Origin of the sequence: Fructobacillus papyrifericola (genome assembly GCF_018437235.1) — a bacterium.
In the GTDB taxonomy this organism is placed as follows: Bacteria; Bacillota; Bacilli; order Lactobacillales; family Lactobacillaceae; genus Fructobacillus; species Fructobacillus papyrifericola.
Window position 1 is genome coordinate 558,356 of record NZ_JAAMFJ010000001.1, and the last position, 18,375, is coordinate 576,730.

Sequence of the window (18,375 nt, forward strand, 5' to 3'; positions counted from 1 at the left end):
CCAACTTAAACCAAGATTAAAGATTAAGTTCGGTCGGATTGGATTTGGCCGAGCAGCTTTTCGAAAGTAAATTCATACTTTTCGATGTCGCCGGCCCCCATGAAGACCAAGACCCCGTCTTCGTGTTCGAGTAATGGCGACAGGTTATCCTCTGTGATAATCGTTGCCCCACCCGGAATTTCCTTGGCAATGTCTTCTGCTGAAACGGTACCAGAGGCCTCTCGGGCCGAGCCAAAGATTGGCGTCAAATAGACCGTATCGGCCTTGGACAAAGCCTTGGCGAATTCATCCTTGTAGGCGATCACCCGGGTAAAGGTGTGCGGCTGGAAGACCGCCACAATTTCCTTGTCCGGGTGCTCCTGGCGCGCGGCATCAAGGGTTGCCTTAATTTCGGTTGGGTGGTGGGCGTAGTCATCAATGATGGTCACGCCACCAACCTGCTTTTCAGAAAAGCGTCGCTTAACACCGGGATAGGTCTTCAAGTGTTCGCGGACACCGGCCAAATCCAGGCCTTCCAGATAAGCCACAGCAATCACCGCCGTCGCGTTAAAGATGTTGTGCTGACCAAAGATTGGAATGAAGAAGGAGCCCAAGTCTTTGCCACGGAAGGAAACGGAGAAGGTTGACCCATTGGTCTCCTTGTCCACCTTTTCAATTAAGAAGTCATCACGACCGGCAACGTCCCCGTAGTAGTAGAGCGGCACGTCGACGTCTAGCTTCTGCAAGGAGGGATCGTCCCCCCAGGCAACGATGCCCTTCTTCACACCCTTGGCAAAGTCTTCAAAGGCAGAGAAAACATCATCCAAGTTCTTGTAGTAGTCCGGGTGATCGAAGTCAATGTTGGTTAAGATGGCGTAGTCCGGGTGGTAGGGCTTGAAGTGCCGGCGGTACTCATCAGCCTCCAAGACGAAGAATTCAGAATCTTCAACCCCGTGTCCGGTCCCGTCTCCAATCAAGTAGGAAGTCCGGGCCACGTTCTTCATCACGTGGGCCAGCATACCAGTTGTTGACGTTTTCCCGTGGGCACCGGCAACGGCAATCGTCGTTGCTTGGGCAATTTGCTCCGCCACCGCCTCTGGGAAGGAAATCATTTCGACCCCTTCCTTCAAGGCCGCTGCCACTTCGACTTGGTCGTCTTCGAAGGCGTTTCCGCGAACAAAGATAAAGTCCTTGTGGGCAGCCACGTTCTTTTCATCAAATGGCAAGATCTGAATGCCCGCCTTTTCCAATGGAGCCTGCGTGTAGGTGAATTGTTCAATGTCGGAACCAACGACCTCGTTTCCTTGGTCATGCAGGATTTGAGCCAGTGGGCCCATTCCAGTCCCCTTAATTCCGATGAAATAGTATTTCTTTGGCATACTGCCCTCTTTTAGTAATTCGTATCAATGCGGCCATCTTTGTACAGATTTTGTGCCTTTTCAAAGGAGAAGACCTCCCCAACTTGGCCAAAGTCATCCGGCAGGACCAGAGCCCCCGGCTTATCCGGTGCCCCTGGCAATTTCAATTCGCGACCGGACGAAATCATACCGGCTGACGGAACACCACGCAGGGCACCGGGCCAGATGATTTCACCAGAAGGCATCATCGCCCCTGGCTTAGCAACGACGACTTTGATACCCGTCGTCATGTTCGGTGAGCCCGAAACGATTTGTAATCGTTCGTCCTCACCAACGTCGACCTTGGTCACGTGCAGGTGGTCGGAATCGGGATGTTCGGTCATTTCTTCAACGACGCCAACAATCAACTTTGAAGGTTCGGCCGTCACTGACAAATCAAAGCCAGCCTTTTCAATTGCCTGGTTAATTAAGGCAGCCTGTTCTTCTGAAAGAAAGACTTGGCCAGCCGCTTCCTTGTCCAAGCCAAGTTGAGCACCCAGGCCGGCCAAGTTAATCCCGAGAAGGTCCCCGGTCTGCTTGTCCTTAATCACCGTTACGTTTTGCTTTGTTTCGACTGATTCCCCGTTTTCAGATGGGGCAAAAGTCAGCATCAGGATGTCACCTTCTGCTGCTTGATTATAAACTGCAATCATGGTTTTCGTCCTTTTTATAAGTTCACTTATTATTCAAGTCTTTTAGATAGGCCAACAGTAATTCAGCGGAACGCTTTCCGGCCTGAACCACGTACTCGTCAAAGTCGACATCGGATTGGCCATCCGCCTGATCGGAAACCCCACGCAAGACGATAAAGGGCTTGTCAAAGCGACTGGCAACTTGGGCCACCGCGGCCCCTTCCATTTCGGCTAACAGCGCGTCTTGGAAGTGTTTCCTAATGCTTGCCTTCTTTGATTGCTGAACGAAGGTATCGCCCGAAACAATCAAGCCGGTCGGCGCATCCGTTAGGGCCTGAAAGGCCTTAACCAAGTCGGCGTCCGCTTCAAAGCGAGCCGGTTGTGCCGGTAACTGGCCGTAGTCATAGCCAAAGGCCGTCACGTCGGCATCAAAATAGGCCAATTCTTTTCCGATGACCAGGTCACCAATGGAAAGGCCCTCCTGCAAGGCACCAGCCGAGCCAGTGTTAATCACCAAATCCACGTCAAAGACCTGGGTCAGAATGGTCGTGGCCGTTGCGGCCGCGACTTTGCCAATTCCGGATTCGGCCAGGAAAACGTCTTGTTCCTGATAGCGGCCAACCAGGACTTCCAAATCGGAAAAAGCAACAACTTCAGCACCCTCAAGTGCTGCTGAAAGCGATTTTTTCTCCTCTGGCATCGGCGTAATAATTCCAATTTTCATGAAAATCCTTTCTATGGCAAGACGAAGAAAGTCACGTAAGCCACAACCGTTGCAATCCCGACCACAATCATGCCGCGGTTATAGCGGTATGACAGGCGGTCCGTCTTCCCCTTTTGGGTTAACTGGCCATCCGAACCAAGTTCAAAGCGGCCCTTGTGCGTCAAACGCATCTCGTGCCGGTTGGCTGGTTCGACCACCGTGATTTCTTCTTCATGGGTCTTGGCGTATTCACGCTCGACCTGCTTGCGCTGCTTAGCACGGGCCTTTTGTTCACGACTCTGTTGGTTTCGTGTAAAGAAATTATTGACCATTCTTCATTCTCCGAATTGTCCAGTGGAAGTAAGCGACTAAAGTCTTCAAGTCGTTTAATTCACCAGCTTCGTACATCTTCGTCAGCTCATCGTAGGAGACCGTGATGATGTCCAAGAACTCCCCTTCGTCACGTGGTAATTGGTCGGAACCATCCAAGTGTTCCAGTTCGGTTGCCACATACAAGGCGATTTTGGAATCCGTGAAGCCCACGGCTTCAAAGCCATCGGCGAACTCTTCCAATTTTCCAGGGTGCACGCGAATCTCTTCGTTCAACTCGCGAACCGCCGCTTCACGACAGGCCGTTTTGACATCGCCATGGTCTCTTGCATCGACTTTACCAGCTGGAATTTCCAGGACAAAGTCGCCAACCGGCTCCCGCCACTGCTTCACCAAAACCGCGTGGTCTTCATCGACCAATGGCAAAATACCAACGGCCGGTCCGCGGGTCACCACGTCACGCTGGGCAAGGCTGCCATCAAAGAGCTTGACCCGCCTGGAGTCTACTTTAAAGATTGGCCCTTCATAGACGATGTCGCTCGAATAGCGTTCTTCTTTTTTGACCATGCTTAGTCCTCCTCAGTTAAGGGAGCAACCTGAGCGGCCTGGAAGGCGTCTTTCCCCTGCACGAGAACGTACTGAACGCGTTCGCCAGGCTGCAAGGACTTGAAGCCCTCCCCAGCGATTCCGTTAAAGTGAACGTAAACATCGTCGCCCTTTTCGTCAGGAGTGATATAACCGTAACCACGGTCTTTTTGCCAAATTTTTACTGTACCTTTTTTCATACCTTCATTATAGCAAAAAAAGGTCACAAAGGCCTTGAAAATGGCTAATTGAACAAAAGAAAAAGAACCGCCAACAAGGTCGAAGGTTCTTTTTATGTGGATTTAAATAAAGGCCAACAGCACAAAGTTTGCCAGGAAGAAGGCCGTCACAATCAAAAGGATTGGTGACAGTTCCTTGCGCTTTCCCTGAGCCAACTTCACCAAAATGTAGAAGATGAAGCCGGCGGCGATTCCATAAGAAATGGAGAAGGAGAAGCCCATGAAGAGTGAAGTAAAGAAGGCTGGGATGGCAACGGCCAAATCAGACCAATCAATCTTCTTAAATTCACCCATCATCATGATTCCAACCATGATCAAGATTGGTGCCGTAGCAGCCGTTGGCACGATGGAAACCAATGGTGACAAGACCAACATGGCCAAGAAACCAATGGACGTGACAACGTTCGTCAAACCAGTGCGGCCACCAGAAGCGACACCAGTTGCTGATTCAATCAAAGTCGTCGTGTTTGACGTTCCAACCGCACCGGCCAAAGTCGTCGTAAAGGTATCGACAACCAAAGCCTTGTCCATCTTTGAGTTGAAGGAGTTATCGGCCACAAAGGCTTCCTGATCCTTCTTTGAGAAGATACCGGTCTGGTTACCGATACCAATCAAGGTTCCAATGGCATCAAAGAGCCCGGTCAAGCCCATGGCAAAGACCGTCACAACGGCCAGGGAAGCCTTTGACCAAGAAGACCAAAGAGAGCCCATTCCGTTTGAACCAAAGGCAGCACCAAAGGTGTTGGTAAAGTCAGCAAAGGCGTGCGGCAGTGATGTTGCAGCACACAAGTGGGTGCTCGTAACCCCCATTGGGATTCCAATCAAAGTCGTGACAATCAGCGTAATCAAGAATGATGCAGGAACCTTTTTGATGACCAAGTAAGTCAAAATCAACAACCCAATCAAGGCCAGCAAGGCAGAGGCCTGCGTAAAGCGGGTCAATTCAGGCGTAACCGAACCAGAGGCAAGGATAGAATCGATGCCACCCTTGACCGTTCCACCAGCATATGACTTGTCGTTAACCGTCATAATGGAAGCACCCGAAACAACGAAGTTGATAAAGCCGGCGTTCTTCAGACCAATGTAGGTCACAAAGACACCCAGTCCACCACCGATGGCGGCCTTCAATTCTTCTGGGATGGCCTTCACGATGGCCTGACGACCGTGGGTCAACGTGATCACGATGTCTAAGAGACCAACCATGAAGACGATGGCCAAGGCCTGCTGCCACTTAAAGCCAAAGCCAAAGACAATGGTGTAAGTGAAGTAGGCCTGCATGCCGATACCGGGTGCTAAAGCAAAGGGTACGTTTGCGTAAAGCCCCATCAAAAGCGTTCCAAAAGTGGCGACGAAGATGGCGGCAATGAAGACGGCAAGTTGTGACATCCCCGCCTGTGACAGAATCTGTGGGTTCAAGAAGAAGATGTAAGCCATTGAGACAAAAGTCGTCAAGCCGGCAATCACTTCCTTCTTAACCGTGGTTTGGTTCTCTTTTAGTTTGAAAAATTTTTCCATGATGTGAGGGCTTTCGCCCACTCCTTTTTAGTTTTTACGTTTTGCTTGCTGGTCGACAATCGCCAAAAAGGCGGTCACGCTAAAACAGCAAGTCCCTTCTCCTTTTAAAAGTCGAAGAGCGACAGTTGGTTCTCATCTGGCAAGTCGGACACGACCGAGTGCAAAGTCAGGAAATCAATGATGGTTTGCGAGACTTTTCCACGCTTTTTCAAGTCTTCCTTGGAGATGAAGGGCTTTTCAGCCCGGGCGGCGACAATCTGGTTGGCAACGTTATCCCCAAGGCCAGGAATGGCGGAGAACGGTGGAATCAGTTCCTTACCGTCAATCACCCATTCCGTGGCCTCGGACCGTTCCAAGTCGACCATCTTAAAGGAAATCCCTCGCTCCAGTGCTTCATTGGCCATTTCCAGCACCGTCTGCAAGTCCTGATCCCCCTTGGTGGCATCGTTTCCCAGGTCCTTAATTTTAGCAATCGCCGCCTTAACCGCTTCCTTACCACGGGCCATGGCGACAACGTCAAAGGCGTTGGCACGAACCGTGAAGTAAGTGGCGTAGTAGACGGCTGGGAAGTAAACCTTAAAGTAGGCAATTCGCAGGGCCATCAGAACGTAGGCGGCCGCGTGGGCCCGGGGGAACATGTATTTGATCTTCAGACAGGATTCGATGTACCATTCCGGCACCTGGTGCTCACGCATCAAGGCCTGGTACTCATCTGTAATTCCCTTTCCCTTACGAACCTTTTCCATGATGTTAAAGGCGTCGGCAGCGGGCAGACCCCAGTTGATCAAATCGGTCATGATCTTATCACGGGTTCCAATCACGGTCGCAATCGTCGCCGTTCCATTTTCAACCAGGTCATGGGCGTTGCCCAACCACACATCGGTTCCGTGGGACAGACCAGAAATCTGAAGCAGTTCGGAATAGGTGTGCGGCTGCGTGTCTTCCAACATGTTTCGGACAAAGCCGGTACCAAATTCAGGCAGCCCGAGTGTTCCGGTATTGGAATAGATTTGATCGGGTGTGACCCCCAGCGGCTCGGTTGAGGTAAAGAGGTCCAAGACACCGGGATCGTTTGCCGGAATGGTCTGCGGATCAATGCCGGACAAATCCTTTAGGGTACGCACCATCGTCGGATCATCGTGACCCAGGATATCCATCTTCAACAGGTTATCGTGAATCGAGTGGTAATCCATGTGGGTCGTTTGCCAGAGGGCCGTTTGATCATCGGCCGGGTACTGCACCGGGGTAAAGTCGTAAATGTCGTAATCGGCAGGCACGATCAAAATACCCCCGGGGTGCTGCCCGGTCGTTCGCTTCACACCGGTCACTCCCTGTGCCAAGCGTTCGACTTCGGCACCGCGGTACTGCTTGTCATGGTCACGCTCATAGGCCTTTACGTAACCAAAGGCCGTTTTTTCGGCGACCGTGGCAATCGTTCCGGCACGGAAAACCTTCTTGACCCCGAACATGACTTTCATGTAATCGTGGGCAATTGGCTGGTAGTCACCGGAGAAGTTCAAATCGATATCGGGTACCTTGTTCCCGGTGAAGCCCATGAAGGTTTCAAAGGGGATGTTGTGTCCATCCCCAATCAGTAATTCACCAGGATGGTTCGGATCTTCCTTGTCGGGCAAGTCATAACCGGACCCGTATTCCTTGGGATCAGCCAGTTCGAAGTAGTCCCCGTGAGCCGACCGGTAGTGCGGTGGCAGCGGGTTGACTTCAGTAATTCCAGACATGGTGGCCACAAAGGAGGAACCAACCGAACCACGGGAACCAACCAGGTAGCCGTCCTTGTTGGACTTGGCTACTAAGCGTTGCGAAATCATATAGTGCGGTGCGAAACCGTTTCCAATGATGGACTTCAATTCCTTATCGATTCGTTCCTGAATCACTTCAGGCAGTGGATCACCATAGGCCTTCTTAGCCGCCGTCAACGTCTTTTCCCGCAGTTCGTCACCGGCTTCAGGAATCTGTGGTGGGTAAGACCCCTCCTTCAGTGGCTGAATGTCTTCTAACATGTCGGCCACCTTGTGGGTGTTGTCGATCACCACTTGCTTGGCCTTGTCTTCACCAAGAAAAGTAAACTCATCCAAGAGCTCCTGGGTCGTGCGGAAGTGCACCTTTGGCAGGGCCTGGCGGTTTAGTGGATTACCGGGTTGTGAACCAATCAAGATATCACGGTAAATGTGGTCTTCGGGATTCGTATACTTGACATCCCCCGTCACTACAACCGGCTTATCCATCTCTTCGCCAAGCTTGACCATGTCAGCCAAAATCTTCTTTAGCTTGTTCGGTCCAGCAATCAACTCCGAATCCAACATGGGCTGGTAGTTTGGTAGTGGTTGAATCTCAATGTAATCGTAAAAGTCGGCCTTCTTCTTAGCCGCCGCATAGCCCTTTTCAATCAAAGTCACAATCAAATCGCCCGAGGTATCCCCGGAACCAATGATTAACCCATCACGGAACTTATTTAGGACCGAACGCGGAATGCGCGGCACTTTGTTGAAGTAGGAAACGTTTGACTCGGAGACCAGCCGGTACATGTTTTTCAAGCCGGTTGGGTTTTGAATCAAAAGCGAGGCGTGGAAAGGTCTTCCGTGCCGCCAAGCACCACCGTCTAGCATATGGTCGTTTAGCTGGTTTAGATTGTCGAGATCAAAGCGCTGCTTCGCCTCTTTAATCAGCTTCCAACCCAAGTGACCGGTGGTTTCGGCATCGTAGATGGCCCGGTGGGCCTGCTCCAATTCGATGCCAAACTTCTTAGCCAAGGTTCCCAGACGATATGACTTGTAGTCTGGATAGAGCCAACGGGTAAAGGGCAAGGTATCGATGACCGGCTCTTCAATCGGCCCCTCGTCGTAACGCGCATAGGTGGCGTTCATGAAGTCCACATCGAAAGTCACGTTGTGACCAATCAAGACAGAACCCGCAATCCACTTGCGGAAGTTGTCGATGACGTCTTTTTCCGGCTTGGCATCGGCCACCATGGCGTCGGTAATCGAGGTCAGGTTGGTCGTGAATTCAGAGAGCGGAAAGCCTGGATTGATGTACTCGGAGTACTTATCAATGACGTTACCCATCTGCATTTTGACGGCCGACAATTCAATGATTCGGTCGGAAACGGCCGAAAGACCGGTCGTTTCCAAATCGAAGGCGACGTAGGTCAGTTCCTTATCGGCCAGTTCCTGATCACGGGTGTTATAGGCAATTGGGTCCCCGTCTTCAACGACGTTGGCCTCCATTCCGTAAAGAATCTTAATACCGTTTTTCTGGCCAGCCGCAATCGCCTGTGGATAACCCTGCACATTTCCGGTATCCATCACCGTCAGGGCTTCCTGTCCCCAAGAACTAGCCAGCTTAGCGACTTTGCCAAAGTCCGTGACCGCATCCATGCCCGTCATGTTCGTGTGGGCGTGAAGCTCAATCCGCTTTTCTTCCCCCTCATAGGGCTCTTGCCGGTCCTGGTGGTCGACGACTTGCAGGTCGTAAATGTTCAAGACAAGCTCACGGGCGTAGGTGTCTTCCTGCACGTTTCCGCGAGCCTTAATCCAGCAGCCGGCCTTCAACTGCTCAAAGACCGCCTCGTCTTGTTCGTTATTGGAAAACTTCTTGGCCGAAATCGAAGACGAATAATCCGTAATTTTCAAAGTCAGCAGCTGCCGCTTGGACCGCAGCACCCGAACCTCGTCAGCAAAGACATAACCTTCGATAACGACCCGGGATTCTTCCCCGTCAATCTCTGACAAGCGCGTAATTTCAGTATCGGGATTAATGGCCCGACCGAGGCGCAGGGCGACCCCGTCAGAAGACTTCTTCGGTGCCGCCTTCTGGGCCCGTTCGATAGCCTGGTTAATGTTTTGCTGGACCTGTTCTTGGTGGGAGGCGAAGCTTTCCTGCAGCTTTTGCTGCTGTCCTTCGTCCAAGACCGCCGTGAAAGTCAAATTGGCCAAACCAAAGCATTCGTAAACCTGACGCAACTTTTCCAAGATATCCTTGGTCAAGGCAGCCGCCAAAGTCGGCGCCGCCGTTGCGATGGTCACCTGCTGACCGTCCGTTAAGCGAACCGATGAGGCCGAGGCCAACTGTTGCACAATGGCGTAGTTCAACCCCGTTTGCTTTAAGGCGAAGTGGAAGTAGGCCTGAACGTCCTCCTCCCCAAAGCCGGCCTCCTTTGGCTGAATGGTCAAGTAAACGGCCTTGACCTGCTTAAAATTGGCAACCAAGCCCTGATAAAAGGCTAGATAAGCCGCAAAGGAGAGCGCTCGATTTGTTTCGACCACAAAGCGCCAGGACTTTTCTTCCGGATTGACCTGCACCGCTTTCAAAGTCGCGTCGGACAGGACCGCCTGCAGTTCTTCCGGCAATTCGGCCTGCATCATTAATTTTTCTAATTGTTCTCTTGAACTAAGAGGCATGGTACCTTCCTAATGGAAAAGGCAAAAAGCCGACCGCTGTCGACTTTTTTCTCTTCTTACTTTTGCAACCAGTCGTTCAGTTTAGCAGCCACTTCGCTTGCAGGCATTTCAAAGTTTTCGCCACTTTCACGCAGCGTCACTTCAACAATGCCCTCACTGGCCTTCTTTCCAACCGTGATGCGAACTGGCAAACCAATCAAGTCAGCATCGGCAAACTTCACGCCCGCCCGTTCCTTACGGTCATCAACCAGGCTTTCAAAGCCGGCCTTGGCCACTTGCTCTTCCAATTCAGCAGCCACGTTGGCCTGGTCATCATCCTTCAAATTAATCGGTACGATGTGAACGTCGTATGGCGCAATTGCAGCGGGCCATACCAAGCCCTTCTCATCGGCCTTCTGTTCGGAAACAGCAGCCAACAAGCGGGAAATACCGATTCCGTAACTACCCATGATCATGTCAACGGCTCGACCGTTTTGGTCCAGCACTTGCGCACCCAGGGCCTTGGAATACTTCGTTCCCAACTTAAAGATGTGGCCGATTTCAATTCCCTTGGTAAAGGCCAACTTACCCTTACCGTCAACGGCTAAGGCCCCTTCCTTGGCTGTTCGGAAATCACCAACTTGTTCATCCTTCAAGGCGACATCGCGGTCCCAGTTCACGTTCAGGTAGTGCTTGCCGTCTTCGTTTGCACCGGCGGCAAAGTTAACCAAGTCGGCCGCCCGTTCATCAACCAAGAGCTGCACGTCTTCTGGCAAGCCAACGGGTCCAAGGGAACCAAAGGAAGCACCCAGCTTTTCCTTGACCAAACCTTCGTCGGCCAACTCCACTTCGGGGACACCCAAGCGGTTTTGCACCTTGACCAAGTTGACTTCAACGTCACCGGTCGTCACAACGGCCGTCAGCTGCCCTTCCGGATCGGCTACGACAATCGTCTTCACCAACTGGTCGGCCGGCAGATCTAGCAAAGCCGACAATTCATCAATGGTTTTAGCATTTGGCGTGTCAATCTTTTCAATATCCGCCTTTTTCTCAGCAGAACGATCCACCCGTTCGTAAAAGTCCGAGGCCATTTCCAAGTTGGCGGCGTAGTCAGACCCTTCCGAGTAAACAATCGTGTCTTCGCCGGCGGCTGCTGGTGCGGAGAATTCCTTGGAATCGGAACCACCCATGGCACCGGCATCCCCAACGATTACCCGGTAATCCAGGCCAATCCGGTCAAAGATGTTCCGGTAGGCAACTTCCATTTGGTCAAAAATCTGATCCAAGCCTTCGTAATCCGCCGTAAAGGAGTAGGCATCCTTCATGATGAACTCACGGGTCCGCAAAAGACCGAAACGGGGACGGCCCTCGTCACGGAACTTGGCCTGAATTTGGTAAACCAACAAAGGCAACTTCTTGTAGGACTTGATATCGTTTCCAATCAATTCCGTGAAGGTTTCTTCGTGGGTTGGGCCCAAGATAAAGTCACGTTCCTGACGGTTCTTAAACTTGTACAAGTCCTGGCCGTAGGTTGCATAACGGCCGGAACGCTGCCAGAGTTCGGCTGGCAAAATTTCGGGTACCAGCATTTCGTTGGCGTTGACCGCTTCCATTTCCTCGCGGACAATCGCTTCGACTTTGTTCAAGACGCGCTTGGCCAATGGCAAGTAGGCAAAGGCACCGGCGGAAACGGGGCGAATGTAGCCGGCCTTTAACAGGTACTGGTGGGACTTAACTTCCGCATCGGCTGGCACTTCGCGGAGGGTTGGCATAAAGAGCTTACTTTGTTTCATAATATCCTTCTTTCCTCATGGAACATGGTATGTACGGGGTTGCCCCCATGAATTAAAAGTGAATCAGATCGTTTGCGGTCACCAAAATCATCAAGATGATTAAGGCAATCGTCCCAACCGTTATGAAGCCGGTCGACAGCACCTTCGGGAAGGGCCGTCGGAAAATTGACTCGTAAAGGTCTAGGAAGACTTTGCCACCGTCCAAGGGCGGAATTGGCAGGAGGTTGACCAGGCCGAGGTTGACGGAAAGCATCCCCAGCAGGGCCAAAACAGTCAAGAATCCCTGGTTTGTGGCCGTAGAAGTTGCCTTGGCCAACATCACCGGTCCGCCAATCTTATTCAATGAAAAAGTCGTGCTAAAGAGATTGACGATCCCGTTAAAGACCTGGGTGAACCAGGATGTCCCCATCAGCCAGGCGTACTGCAGGCGGTCAACAATCCCCGTCTCCCCTTTGGCTAAGACACCAATCCGATAGACTTCCTGTCCAGAAACCGTTGTCTTTTCAGCCTGAACCATGGTTGTCTTTACCTGACCGTGGCGGCGGTAAGCAATGGTCATCGGCTGATCCTTTTGCTCCGTCACCAGGCTGGCAAAGTCGGTAAAGCTGTCAACCGAATGCCCATTAACCGACGTAATCCGATCGTTTGCTTTTAAGCCGGCTTTTGCAGCCGGTTGACTCTTTTGGACCTGCCCTAAAATCGGTTCGTTTAAGGAAACCTGATTCAAGGAAAAGGATAGAATCAAGACGGCCACAATGGCCAGAACAAAGTTCATGAAGGGACCGGCCAGGTTAATGGCCACCCGCTTAATGGCCGGTGACGATTCGACCCAGCTGCTGCGTGGGGCGACTTTGGTCTCTTGGCCGCTCTCATCGATTAGCATGGCGTCAGGGGCGACTTTGAACTGCTCGCTCTCCTCACTTCCGGCCCGCAGACCTTTCAAAGTCATGTTGTCGACCAAGTCCGCTTCATCGATTTGGAAGAGAAAGCCGGCCTCTTCTTGGTCGGAACGATAATCAATGCGTTGGACCAAGCCGGCCGAATTAACCTGCAAGAAGACCCGCTGCCCAGCGTCTAGTTCGTCATGGTCCTCTTCTGAGGCCATGCGCACGTAGCCACCGACCGGCAGCAGGCGAATCGTATAAGCCGTGTCATTTCGTACCCAGGCAAAGATTTTAGGGCCCATGCCAATGGCAAATTCGCGCACGAGCACGCCACACTTCTTGGCCACGATGAAGTGACCGAACTCATGAAAGGACACTAAGAGGCCAAAAACGATGAGAAAGGCAATGATAGCAGTGATGGACATGGAACACCTCCTTTACGAGGGATATGAAACGAAATTAACGCAAGAAGCCAAGAATGGACAGCAGTGGCATCACAACCAACATCGAGTCAAAGCGGTCCAAAATACCACCGTGACCCGGCAGGATGTTACCGGAGTCCTTGACACCAAAGTAGCGCTTGAAAGATGATTCAATCAAGTCCCCGAGTTGACCACCGAGTGAGAGCAAGGCCACGGCCAAGACGATTTCAAGCACTGGTCGGTGCAGCCAGCCAGTTAAGCCGTACAAGAGGGACATAACCACAATGGCAATGGCTGAACCGCCCAAGGACCCTTCCCAGGTCTTGTTTGGTGAAATGCTTGGGGCTAACTTGTGCTTTCCAAAAGCTTTTCCACAGAAGTAGGCAAAGGAATCGGTAATCCAGACCGTCAACATTCCGAAGAACAAGACGGAAAGGCCCTTCTGATCGGCCATGTAGAAGTAGTGGAAGCCGGTTCCGATGTAAACCATGGACAGGAAGAGAACCCCGGCATCGTTGATGTTAAAGGACTTTTTAGACAAAACCGTCCGCAACAAGAAGAGGAAGGCGATGCCGTAGACAACCGTATCGGAAGACACCGTCATTGGCCAGTTGTCGGAAACCCAAATCCAAAAGTTATTGGGCAAAACCAGGGCCACGACCCCAATCAAGGAGATGATGGCTTCAAAGGAGACCAAGAGGGTCTTGGTCATGCGCAACATCTCCCCCATGGCCACCCAACCAAGGGCAATCGTTAAGAGCAAGAGTGGCATGTGGCCAATCACAACGAGCGGTACAAAGACCAAAAGGGCCACAATGGCCGTAATAATGCGGGTTTGCATTGTTCAATTCTCACTTTCAAATTAAGCTTTTACATTTCCAAAACGCCGGTCGCGCTTCGTGTAGGCAGCAAGGGCCGCCTCGAAATCACCCTCGCCAAAGTCTGGCCAGAAGACATCGGTAAAGTAGAGCTCCGAATAGGCCGCCTGGTAAGGCAGGAAATTGGAAAGACGCTCTTCGCCCGAAGTCCGGACGATCAAGTCGGGGTTGGCCTTTTCGCCAAGGAAGCCAGTCGTCAAACGTTCAGCGATACTTTCTTGATCAATTTGCTCAACCAACCGATCACCGGCCGCCACTTCACGGGCCAATTGCCGAGCCGCGTCCACAATTTCTTGTTGGCCGCCGTAGTTCAAAGCAAAGTTCAGGATGAGCCCGGTGTTTTTGGCCGTCTTCTCCTTGGCGTCAATGACCGCCTGCTTGGTTGTTTCGGGCAGCTTATCAATGTCACCAATCGTTTCCACGCGAACGTTTTGTTCAATCAATTCCGGCACGAAGGTGTCAAAAAAAGTCACGGGCAACTTCATCAAGAAGGACACCTCATCGCTTGGTCGCGACCAGTTTTCCGTTGAAAAGGCATAAACCGTCAGGACTTCAATTCCGGCCTCGTTAGCCAACTTGGTCACTCTTTTGACCGTTTCCATCCCTTCCTTGTGACCAGCAACGCGTGGCAAGTGCCGCTTTTTGGCCCAGCGGCCGTTACCGTCCATAATGATGGCTAGGTGCTTTGGAATCTTGTAAGAACCGGCCGCAAGGCCTTCTTTCAGGCTCTGACTTTCCGTTTTTTTCGGGTGAAAGACCCGAGCAAAAATTGACATGTAAACTACCCCTAAAAAATGAAAAATACTCTTCATTAGTTTACCAGAATTAACAGAGACAAACAAAAAAACCGGTGAAAATTCACCGGTTTTTCTTCTACTGTTAAGAGCCGTTATGACGGGCTTTTACGAATTTTATTGAACGGTCACAGACTTGGCCAGGTTACGTGGACGATCAACGTCCAAGCCACGGGCAAGGGTTGCGTAGTAAGCAACCAACTGAGCCGGAATCACGGCCAACAAAGGCATCAGCAATTCGTTCACCTGAGGCAAAACGAAGGCATCCCCCTCCTTTGCCAAGTCTTCAGAGGCAAAGACGATGGTGTTAGCACCACGGGCGGCCACTTGCGCAACTTCACCACGGAGCAAACCGGCCGTCTTTGACTGCGTCAGCAAGGCAAAGACCGGCGTTCCCTCTTCAATCAAGGAAATCGTTCCGTGCTTCAACTCGCCGGCAGCAAAGCCTTCGGTTTGAATGTAGGAAATTTCCTTCAACTTCAAAGCCGCTTCCAAGGCAACCGCCGCGTCCAAACCACGGCCGATATAAAAGGCCGAGTGTTGATCCTTCAAGGCGTCTTCTGCGATCTTCTTGAAGCTTTCCTTTTCGTCCGTAATCGCTTGGATTTCGACAGCGACTTTGGCCAATTCAGCCTTCAAGTCAAAGCCAGGGTTGCCAAGGGAGGCAGCCAAGATGGCTTGAACCAAAACCTGAGCCGTGTAGGCCTTAGTCGAGGCAACCGCGATTTCCGGTCCGGCCAAGACTGGCAGGGCAAAGTCCGCTTCACGGGTCAAGGTTGAGTTCATCACGTTGGCCAAAGTCAAGGCTGGGTAGCCCTGCTTCTTGACGTTATCCAAAACCTCACGAGAGTCGGCCGTTTCGCCAGACTGGGACAAGAAAATGAAGAATGGCTTTTCTGACAACATTGGTTGATCGTAAGCAAATTCAGAAGCAATGTGGACTTCCGTTGGAATCTTGGCCCACTGTTCGAAGTAGCGCTTTCCAACCAAACCAGCGTGGTAAGAAGTTCCCGCAGCAACGATGTAGAGGCGGTCGGCTTCTTGAATGGTATCGGTCACCGCACACGGAATGCCCTGCAAGTTACCATCTTCATCAAAGTAGTGGGCCGAAATGTTACGGGCCACAACGGCCTGTTCATCAATTTCCTTCAACATGTAGTAAGGATAGGCACCCTTGTCCGTGTCTTCTGGATCGATTTCAAGCGTGAATGGTTCGCGGTTGACTTCTTCACCAGCCGCGTCATAGATGACAACGGACTTTGGCTTAACGATGGCCATGTCCCCATCACGCAGTTCGATGAATTCCTTGGTCAAGTCAATCATCGCAGCGGCATCGGACGTCACGGCGTTTCCGTGGTCAGAAACACCAACGAGCAATGGTGACTTTTTCTTGGCAACATACAGTGTTTCGGGATCTTCGTGATCGACCAGCAAAAAACCGTAGGCCGAGTTGCCATCCAAAAGCGAAATCATCTTACGAAAGGCGTCTGGAGTGCTCATTCCATCCTTTGAGAACTTGTCGACCAGTTGCACGGCCACTTCCGTATCCGTTTCGGATACCAAGTGCACGCCCTGCAAGTAAGTTTCAGTCAATTCCTTGTAGTTTTCAATGACCCCGTTGTGAACAAGGAAGAAACGGTCGTCTGCTGACTTTTGTGGGTGGGCGTTTTCGATCGTCACGTTCCCATGGGTTGCCCAACGGGTGTGAGCAATCCCGGCCGTTCCGGAAAAGCCGTGGGCCTTGGCCTTTTCAGCCAACTTTGAAACGCGGCCCTTTTCCTTAATGAGGGCGTTTTTCCCCGAAGCATCCGTCAAGTAAACGCCGGCTGAATCATAGCCACGGTACTCCAGCTTCTGTAATCCTTGCAAGAGGTAGGGTAGTGCATCCCCGACTCCAGTAACACCAACAATTCCGCACATGGTTGAATCTCGCTTTCATAAAAAATTGGTTTATTAAAATTAATTTATCTAACAAGGCTATTCTATCAACTTTCTATACGGAGTTAAAGACCAATTTATGGATTGGTATAGACAAAAAGTCAGGGAATTGTATGATTTCCTAACGATAGCCTCGAGCCCCTTTTTCCCCAATCAATAATTTCCGAACATTTTACCCATAAATATGCTAAAATAAATAAAATTTAACCAATTCAAGGAGCTTTTCATGACAATTCCCGTTGATTATTGCTTGCATTCCGGACGTGTCCTAAACGTCTTTACCCAGGAGTTCCAAGAAAAACCCGTTTGGATTAAGGACGACCGCGTCGTCTTTGTGGGCCAAAGCGACGCCTACCAGGCGGACACAAGCATCGACTGCAGCGGCAAGTTCATCGTTCCCGGCCTCATCGACGCCCACTTGCACATCGAGTCCTCCCTGCTGACCCCGTCGGAATTCGGCCGGCTTTCCTTAAAGCAGGGCGTGACGCGAATCTTTGCCGACCCACACGAAATCGCTTCGGTAGCTGGTGTTTCCGGAATCCAGTACATGCTTGATTCCGCTAAGAAAACCCCCTTACATATCCACTACATGCTGCCCTCATCGGTTCCGGCAACCAACTTTGAGCATGCCGGGGCGACTTTGGACGCCGAAGCCTTAAAGCCCTTCTACCAGCACAAAGAAGTGGCCGGCTTAGCCGAAGTCATGGACTACCCGGCCGTTTCCGGAAAGAACCAAGACATGTTGCAAAAGATTTCGGACGCTCAGGCAGCCAACAAGCACGTTGATGGCCACGGTGCCGGACTCGGTCCTGATCAATTGGCCGTCTACCGGGCCTACGGGATTGATACCGATCACGAAGCAACCAACGTTCAGGAGGCCATCGACCGCATTTCAGCCGGAATGAACATCTTCATTCGGGAAGGAACGGTCGAACGTGATGAGTTGGCCCTCTTGCCAGCTGTTAATGCTGCCAACCAGGCCCATTTTTCCTTTGCCACCGATGACAAGTCCGCAAAGGACATCGAAGACGAAGGTTCGATTAACTTCAACGTCGCCTTGGCCATCAAAAACGGCCTGACGGCTGAAGAAGCCTTCACCATGGCCTCCTTGAACGCCGCCAAAGCCCACCACCTCGAAAACGTCGGAGCGATTGCCCCCGGTTTTGTCGCCGACCTACTGATTTTAGAAAACTTGGAAAAAGTGGCCGTTGAAGAAACCATGGTCGCTGGAAAGTTTTTCAAGGACCAGGCTGAGTCCGTTCTCTGGTTACCCGGTCAGCAAATCAACCTAACCCTGACAGCAGAAGACTTGGCACTGCCCCTTGATAAGGACAGGGCCGCCCACGTCATCGAGGTCGAGCCCCACCACATCACCACTAAGCACCTGATTGAAAAAGTCCCGGTTGACCAAAAGGGCCAATTTGAAGCAAACGAAGACTATGCCAAAGTCGCCGTCATCGAACGCTATCATGACTTAGGCCATGGTCTCGGCATCATCAAGGGTCTCAAGCTTCGCTCCGGAGCCATTGCCTCAACCATCGCCCACGACTCCCACAACGTCATTGTGGCCGGACAAAACGATGCAGACATGTTAACGGCCGTTTTGAAGTTAAAGGAAATCGGTGGTGGCGAGGTCGTTGTCAACAACGGCCAAGTCACTGCCTTGCCACTGCCAATTGGTGGCCTCATGTCCGACAAGGCATACGAGGAACTGATCGCAGAACAAGATGAGCTCAACGCCGCCTTCGCTACGATTTCGGATTTGACTTTTGACCCCTTCTTGACCCTTTCCTTCATGGCCTTACCAGTTATTCCAAGTCTGAAGATTACCGATCAGGGACTTTTCGACGTCGAAAAGTTTGAATTTATCGGCATCCAAGATTAAACTA

General features: G+C 51.5%; 14 protein-coding genes. 1 reads left to right on the top strand and 13 read right to left on the bottom strand.

Translation table 11 applies throughout. The annotated features are described in order from the left end of the window. Positions 1 to 23: 23 nt before the first annotated feature. The 13 genes from murC to glmS all read right to left on the bottom strand — a co-directional run bounded on the left by murC (position 24) and on the right by glmS (position 16,468). On the bottom strand, positions 24 to 1,358 hold the full coding sequence (gene murC, locus G6R28_RS02625; protein ID WP_213792674.1) for a UDP-N-acetylmuramate--L-alanine ligase: 1,335 nt from the start codon (positions 1,356 to 1,358) through the stop codon (positions 24 to 26). Between the two features lie 11 nt (positions 1,359 to 1,369). Next, positions 1,370 to 2,029, bottom strand: a complete 660-nt coding sequence (gene ytpR / locus G6R28_RS02630; protein WP_213792675.1) for a YtpR family tRNA-binding protein — start codon at positions 2,027 to 2,029, stop codon at positions 1,370 to 1,372. Between the two features lie 22 nt (positions 2,030 to 2,051). Continuing rightward, on the bottom strand, positions 2,052 to 2,732 hold the full coding sequence (locus G6R28_RS02635) for a 5'-methylthioadenosine/adenosylhomocysteine nucleosidase (RefSeq protein ID WP_213792676.1): 681 nt from the start codon (positions 2,730 to 2,732) through the stop codon (positions 2,052 to 2,054). Positions 2,733 to 2,743: 11 nt separating this feature from the next. After that, the gene (locus G6R28_RS02640; RefSeq protein ID WP_213792677.1) at positions 2,744 to 3,043 is read right to left on the bottom strand and encodes a hypothetical protein; all 300 of its coding nucleotides are present in this window, start codon (positions 3,041 to 3,043) and stop codon (positions 2,744 to 2,746) included. Continuing rightward, positions 3,033 to 3,608 carry an NUDIX hydrolase gene (locus G6R28_RS02645; protein ID WP_213792678.1) on the bottom strand — a complete coding sequence of 192 codons (576 nt, stop codon included), beginning with the start codon at positions 3,606 to 3,608 and terminating at the stop codon, positions 3,033 to 3,035. The genes G6R28_RS02640 and G6R28_RS02645 overlap by 11 nt, the downstream gene beginning before the upstream one ends. Before the next feature lie 2 nt (positions 3,609 to 3,610). Next, complete coding sequence (locus G6R28_RS02650) at positions 3,611 to 3,826, bottom strand: cold-shock protein (protein WP_213792679.1); 216 nt, start codon at positions 3,824 to 3,826, stop codon at positions 3,611 to 3,613. Positions 3,827 to 3,928: 102 nt separating this feature from the next. Beyond that, positions 3,929 to 5,380: an NCS2 family permease gene (locus G6R28_RS02655; RefSeq protein ID WP_213792680.1), complete on the bottom strand. Its 1,452-nt coding sequence runs from the start codon at positions 5,378 to 5,380 to the stop codon at positions 3,929 to 3,931. A 104-nt stretch (positions 5,381 to 5,484) separates the two neighbouring features. Continuing rightward, complete coding sequence (locus tag G6R28_RS02660; RefSeq protein ID WP_213792681.1) at positions 5,485 to 9,798, bottom strand: PolC-type DNA polymerase III; 4,314 nt, start codon at positions 9,796 to 9,798, stop codon at positions 5,485 to 5,487. 56 nt (positions 9,799 to 9,854) lie between these two features. Beyond that, complete coding sequence (locus tag G6R28_RS02665; RefSeq protein WP_213792682.1) at positions 9,855 to 11,570, bottom strand: proline--tRNA ligase; 1,716 nt, start codon at positions 11,568 to 11,570, stop codon at positions 9,855 to 9,857. Between the two features lie 52 nt (positions 11,571 to 11,622). Beyond that, a complete protein-coding gene (gene rseP, locus G6R28_RS02670; RefSeq protein ID WP_213792683.1) occupies positions 11,623 to 12,879 on the bottom strand; it encodes an RIP metalloprotease RseP in 1,257 nt (418 codons plus the stop codon). A gap of 34 nt (positions 12,880 to 12,913) precedes the next feature. Continuing rightward, entirely contained in the window at positions 12,914 to 13,717 is an 804-nt protein-coding gene (locus tag G6R28_RS02675; RefSeq protein WP_213792684.1) for a phosphatidate cytidylyltransferase, read from the bottom strand. Between the two features lie 21 nt (positions 13,718 to 13,738). Next, positions 13,739 to 14,530, bottom strand: a complete 792-nt coding sequence (locus G6R28_RS02680) for an isoprenyl transferase (protein WP_213792685.1) — start codon at positions 14,528 to 14,530, stop codon at positions 13,739 to 13,741. 135 nt (positions 14,531 to 14,665) lie between these two features. Then, positions 14,666 to 16,468, bottom strand: coding sequence for a glutamine--fructose-6-phosphate transaminase (isomerizing) (glmS, locus tag G6R28_RS02685; RefSeq protein WP_213792686.1), 1,803 nt, complete (start codon positions 16,466 to 16,468; stop codon positions 14,666 to 14,668). 244 nt (positions 16,469 to 16,712) lie between these two features. Between glmS and ade the strand changes: the two genes are divergently transcribed. Further along, a complete protein-coding gene (gene ade / locus G6R28_RS02690) occupies positions 16,713 to 18,371 on the top strand; it encodes an adenine deaminase (RefSeq protein WP_213792687.1) in 1,659 nt (552 codons plus the stop codon). The last annotated feature ends 4 nt before the right edge of the window (positions 18,372 to 18,375 follow it).